This window comes from Alishewanella sp. SMS8, from assembly GCF_030737935.1.
Lineage (GTDB): Bacteria > Pseudomonadota > Gammaproteobacteria > Enterobacterales > Alteromonadaceae > Alishewanella > Alishewanella maricola.
This window is the reverse complement of the sequence record NZ_JAPJEA010000003.1, coordinates 450,021-455,669: the sequence shown is the minus strand read 5'-3', so window position 1 is coordinate 455,669 and position 5,649 is coordinate 450,021. Positions and strand designations below refer to the sequence as shown.

General features: G+C 46.9%; 4 protein-coding genes and 1 tRNA gene. All 5 read left to right on the top strand.

Annotated features, from left to right (window positions below; genetic code table 11):
* Positions 1-77 (top strand) — tRNA-Asn (locus tag ORJ01_RS12535).
* A 168-nt stretch (positions 78-245) separates the two neighbouring features.
* A complete protein-coding gene (locus ORJ01_RS12530) occupies positions 246-2,174 on the top strand; it encodes an EAL domain-containing protein (protein ID WP_306178306.1) in 1,929 nt (642 codons plus the stop codon).
* A gap of 139 nt (positions 2,175-2,313) precedes the next feature.
* Positions 2,314-2,898: an electron transport complex subunit RsxA gene (rsxA, locus tag ORJ01_RS12525; RefSeq protein ID WP_226750049.1), complete on the top strand. Its 585-nt coding sequence runs from the start codon at positions 2,314-2,316 to the stop codon at positions 2,896-2,898.
* Positions 2,895-3,446: an electron transport complex subunit RsxB gene (rsxB, locus tag ORJ01_RS12520; protein WP_226750050.1), complete on the top strand. Its 552-nt coding sequence runs from the start codon at positions 2,895-2,897 to the stop codon at positions 3,444-3,446. The genes rsxA and rsxB overlap by 4 nt, the downstream gene beginning before the upstream one ends.
* A gap of 7 nt (positions 3,447-3,453) precedes the next feature.
* On the top strand, positions 3,454-5,649 hold a 2,196-nt coding region (rsxC, locus tag ORJ01_RS12515; protein ID WP_306178305.1), incomplete at its 3' end, for an electron transport complex subunit RsxC.

Here is a 5,649-nt window from a genome sequence, read left to right as displayed (position 1 = left end):
TCCCTAGTAGCTCAGTTGGTTAGAGCGGCGGACTGTTAATCCGTAGGTCACTGGTTCGAGTCCAGTCTGGGGAGCCACAATTTTTCTGTTATACTCCTTTTACCCCCTGTGTTTTATAATCTGACATTTGCGTGTTATTTATTTATTTTTAAAGATTTTTTTGCTTTAATAGGCACAGTGAGTTGCGTGATAAAAGCCACATTTGCGCTTTTATAATGGATGCAATATTGATTGGTGGTCTAGGAATGATGAAAAACTTTCGAACGTTACTTACAGCACAGTTAGTCTCTGCAACTCTGCTAGTAATTGTCTTGCTGGTTGGTTTCCTCTATTACGGCAAGAACCAACTCATTTTACAAGAAAATACAGCCAAACTTGCCATAGAGCAAACCATCGCAACCCATGTTACCGCAGATGGTAAATCATTAAGCCGTCAACTAGACCGCAGCTTTAAATTAAAAAGCCTACAAGTCAGACGTTTAGATGGCACCATTTTATATGAACAAAGCAATAATGCTTATCAAGCCAGCTTTATTAGTCAGCTTTTTGCGCTAGCCGGTAAAGTAGACGATACCGTGACCATCAAAGATGAACAACAAGACGTGCTGGTGCGTTATGAGTTAGATCACCGCGCCACCTTAAAAGGCATGCAATATTTTTTATTCGTGCTGGTTGGTAGCCCTTTCATTCTGTTTATGTTGCCAGTGCTCATTATCAAAAACAGTTTGCAACGCAAGTATCGTCGTATCTCTAGAGTGGTTAACGAGACCATCGAGGCGTTCTTATCAGACAATCAACAAACAAAAACAGAAAACAGTGAACTCCCTGCTGAGTTTTCTGAAATCAGTATTTCATTACGCAAGTTAACGCAATATACCCAGCAACAAGCTGAAAAAATGAAAGCTGATGCCCAACTGATTGCAGAAGAAGCCTATAAAGATGCAGTGACAGGCCTGCCGAACCGTAATCGTTTTGTGCAAAACTATGAAGAGCATTTTACTAATTCCAGCCAAGCTAACTATGGTATTTTTGGTATTACTCGCTGTACCGAATTGCAAAGTATTAACCAAACCCGTGGCTTCCATGAGGGTGATCAATATATTAAAGAAGTGTCAGATATTCTTAAACGGGTAATCGCAACCTATCGCGATAGCAAATTATTCCGTTTAAATGGTTCTGACTTTGGTATTTTAATGCCAAAAGTGACACCTAAAGAAGCAGAAAACTTTGCCCTGCAATTACAAAGCCGCTTTAATGAGTTTCAAAAACTTTCTGAACTTGACTCGGTAGCCTACACCGGTTTAGTCAGCTATGAAAATGGCAAAGCCTTAGGTGAGTTATTGGCCAGTGCCGATACCTCTATCAGTTTAGCGCAAACTAAACAGCCGAATGCCTGGCACTTACAAAAAGAAAGCAGTGGCTTAGACAGTGCGGGTAACAGTTACGGCAATCAAAATTGGCGTAATGTGATTGACGATGTGATAGCAAATAATCGGTTAGCGTTATTAGTTCAACATATCATGCCGTCTTCGCGCGCAGCTAAAGCCTATTCCGAAATTCTGGTGCGCTTTAAAACGCATGAAGAGCAAACGCTGCCTACGGCTTCTTTCTTAGCCATGGCAGAGAAACTGGACAAAATTATTGCCATTGATCGTTTAATTGTTGAAACCTCTTTGACGACGATCAAAACCAAAAGCATGCATGACCAGTATTTTGGTATAAATCTTTCGCCACGCAGTGTGCATGATGATCAATTTGTGATCTGGTTAGAACGACGCTTGCTAAAAGATGCCAATATTGCCGCTAAATTGGTGTTTGAAGTCAGCGAATTTGGTTTACAACAAAATCTCAAAACCAGTAAACGTTTTATCGACATGCTACATCGTGCCGGTTCACGTATTACCGTTGAGAAATTTGGTGTGGGTATTACCTCATTTAAATTCTTCCGCGATTTAAAACCCGATTATGTGAAAATGGATGGCAGCTACACCCGCCATATCAATGAAGATAAAAACAATCAGTATTTTATGCGTTTAATGATCGATTTAGCACACCGCATTGGTGTGGGTGTGTTTGCTGAAAGCGTTGAAACGCAGGAAGAAAAACACATGCTGGAATCGTTGTTTATTGACGGCAACCAAGGCTATTACATCGGCAAACCTAGCCCCATGTAATACCCCATGCCGTGTGACGGCTGCCAGCAAAGTTTTACAGTTAAGGGCTTCTGCATAGCAAAAGCCCTTACTTTTATCAGGTTGTATGCCATACAGGCTAACGGCATAATACGCACTGAGAACCCTATAACGTAACCCTATGACTGAATTTTTATTACTCCTTGTAAGTACAGTATTGGTCAATAACTTTGTCCTGGTTAAATTTCTTGGGCTTTGTCCCTTTATGGGCGTGTCAGGCAAGTTAGAAACCGCCATTGGTATGTCTTTAGCGACCACCTTTGTACTGACACTGGCTTCTATCAGTAGCTATCTTGTTGACAGCTATGTACTCGCGCCGTTAGATCTATTGTATTTACGAACCCTGAGCTTTATTTTGGTGATTGCCGTGGTCGTGCAATTTACCGAAATGGTCGTGCACAAAACGAGTCCTAATTTATATCGGTTATTGGGCATCTTTTTACCGCTGATCACCACTAATTGTGCGGTATTAGGCGTGGCCTTATTAAATGTTAATGCACGGCATAATTTTATTAATTCCGCATTATATGGCTTTGGCGCTGCCGCTGGGTTTTCGTTAGTGTTGATCTTATTTGCCGCTATGCGTGAGCGTTTAGCTGCAGCCGATGTGCCGGTACCTTTTAAGGGTGCGGCCATTGCGATGATCACCGCAGGTTTAATGTCCCTGGCCTTTATGGGCTTTAGTGGCTTGGTGAAATCGGTATGACTATTATTACCGCACTCATCGCACTGGGTGTACTGGCGTTATTGTTCGGTGCTTTACTCGGCTATTCTGCTATTCGCTTTAAAGTGGAAAGCGACCCCTTGGTCGAGCAAATTGATGACATTTTACCGCAAACTCAGTGTGGCCAATGTGGCTATCCTGGCTGTCGCCCCTATGCAGAAGCAATTGCTAATGGCGATGACATTAACAAATGCCCTCCGGGTGGCGATGCCACTATAAAAAAACTGTCCGAGCTGATGGGCGTTGAAGCGAAACCGTTAAATGCCGCGCAAGAGCCTGCGGTAAAACGTGTGGCTTTTATTCGCGAAGATGAGTGCATTGGCTGTACCAAATGTATTCAAGCCTGCCCCGTCGATGCCATAGTTGGCGCGTCCAAATTAATGCATACCGTACTGGTTGATGAATGTACGGGCTGTGATCTGTGTGTTGAACCTTGCCCGGTTGATTGTATTGATATGATCCCTGTTCCGGTGACCGCTGAGCGCTGGAAATGGGATTTACAGGCAATCCCGGTAAAAGTGGTGGAGTAACCCAACGGTGCCAAGTTTATTTCAACAAATTCAAGCCGGCGCGCTATGGGACTTTCATGGTGGTGTTCATCCCCCTACGCGTAAAGCGGTAACCAGCGAAAAGCCGATCATTAGCATGTCGCTTCCAGAGCGGCTTTACATTCCACTACGCCAGCATATTGGTGTTGCGGGCCAATTGCTGGTGGGCGTAGGTGAGCGCGTGCTCAAAGGCCAAGCACTCACCGCTGCCGATAACTCCATGACGGTGCCCGTGCATGCGCCGACATCGGGGATGATTATCGCTATTACCGATCACACCAGCCCACATCCATCGGCCTTACCTGAAAGCGTCATCGTCATTGAGCCCGATGGCTTAGATGAGTGGCGTGAGCGGGAGCCACTGAACTTTGCCACAGCGGATACCCATACCCTTTTAGAGCGCATTCAAGACAGCGGTATTGCCGGTATGGGCGGTGCGGGCTTCCCCACCCATATTAAAGCGGGCTTGCACCAACCGGTCGATTATTTAATTATCAACGCCGTTGAATGCGAACCCTATATCACCGCTGATGATGCACTGATGCAAGAAGCGCCAACGACCATCGTCAAAGGCATTGATATTCTGTGCAAGCTGCTCAACCCAAAAGCCGTATTAATTGGTATTGAAGCCGATAAGCCGATTGCGGCAGCCGGTATGCGCGCGGCATGTAGCCAACGCGAACATTACTATGTTCGAGAAGTGCCTGTTAAGTACCCCTCAGGCGGTGAAAAGCAACTGATCCAATTACTGACTAACAAAGAAGTGCCAGCGGGCCGTCGCCCTGCCGACATCGGTATTGTGATGCAGAATATCGGCACCGCCTTTGCTATCGCGCAAGCGGTGTTAGACGATCATCCGTTAATTTCGCGTATTGTTACCGTCACCGGGGAAACCTTGCAGCGGCCACAAAATGTGCAGGCGTTAATCGGCACACCTGTTGCGGCCTTATTAGATTTTTGTGGTTATCAGGCCGAACTGGAACAAAAAGTGATTATGGGCGGGCCGATGATGGGTTTTACCCTGCCCGACCTAGCCGTGCCCGTTGTAAAAACCACTAACTGCATTTTAGCGCCCAGCCATACTGAATTACCCAACGCAGGGCCAGAATTAGATTGCATACGTTGTAGCGCTTGTGCTGATGCTTGCCCCGCTACGTTATTACCACAACAATTGCTGTGGTATAGCAAAGCCAAAGATCATGACAAACTCAAAGAGTATAATCTGGCCGATTGTATTGAATGCGGTGCCTGCGCTTACGTTTGCCCAAGTGAAATCCCATTAGTGCAGTATTACCGTATTGCCAAAGCCGATATCCGTGAGCAGCAGCGTGAAGCACTAAAAGCCGAACAAGCAAAAGCGCGTTTTGAAGCACGCAATGCCAGGCTGGAGGCGGAAAAACAAGCACGCCTGGCTAAAAATCAACAGCTGGCTGCGGCACGGCAACAGTCTCAACAACAAAATGCCGGCAGCAATTCGGTTGCCGCAGCACTTGAGCGCATTAAAGCCAAACAGCAAAACGCTACCGAAACAGCACAGCGTTCGCATGCGGATATCGTGGCTGAACGCGAAGTGAAAAAACAACAAGCGCGTGCGTATCAAGCGCAACAAGCTGCGGCAGCACATACCGATGCCGAGTCTGGTGCGCAAAGTCAGTCAGCAAGTCAAAATCTCGACGCTACAGCAACCGATCCACGCCAAGCCGCAGTCGCAGCGGCTATTGCGCGAGCCAAAGCACGGCAACAACAACATACCACTGAGACTGCACAGAGCAGCGCAAGCGCACCAGCGGTAACTGACAGCCAAGCCACACAAAACCATGCGGATAAGGCATCAAGCCAAGACGATCCGCGTAAAGCCGCCGTTGCCGCCGCTTTAGCACGCGCCAAAGCACGTAAACAACAGCATGGCGCTGAAGCTGAACAAAACCATGCTTTAGAAAATAATAGGGAGGTAGCCGCTAGCACTGAGGCTGCATCAGATAAGGCGCCAAGCCAAGACGATCCGCGAAAAGCCGCCGTTGCCGCCGCTTTAGCACGCGCCAAAGTGCGTAAACAGCAGCAGGGCGCTGAAGCTGAACAAAACAGCGCTTTAGAAAACAATGATGAGGCAGCCGCTAGCAGCGAGGCTGCCTCAGATAACCCGGCAAGCGAGGATGATCCGCGTAAAGCCGCGGTTGCCGCCGCT

Excerpts from the sequence above, each read along its gene's own strand:
- ORJ01_RS12530 (WP_306178306.1), top strand. The coding sequence starts at position 246 with ATGATGAAAAACTTTCGAACGTTACTTACAGCACAGTTAGTCTCTGCA.
- rsxA (WP_226750049.1), top strand. The coding sequence starts at position 2,314 with ATGACTGAATTTTTATTACTCCTTGTAAGTACAGTATTGGTCAATAAC.
- rsxB (WP_226750050.1), top strand. The coding sequence starts at position 2,895 with ATGACTATTATTACCGCACTCATCGCACTGGGTGTACTGGCGTTATTG.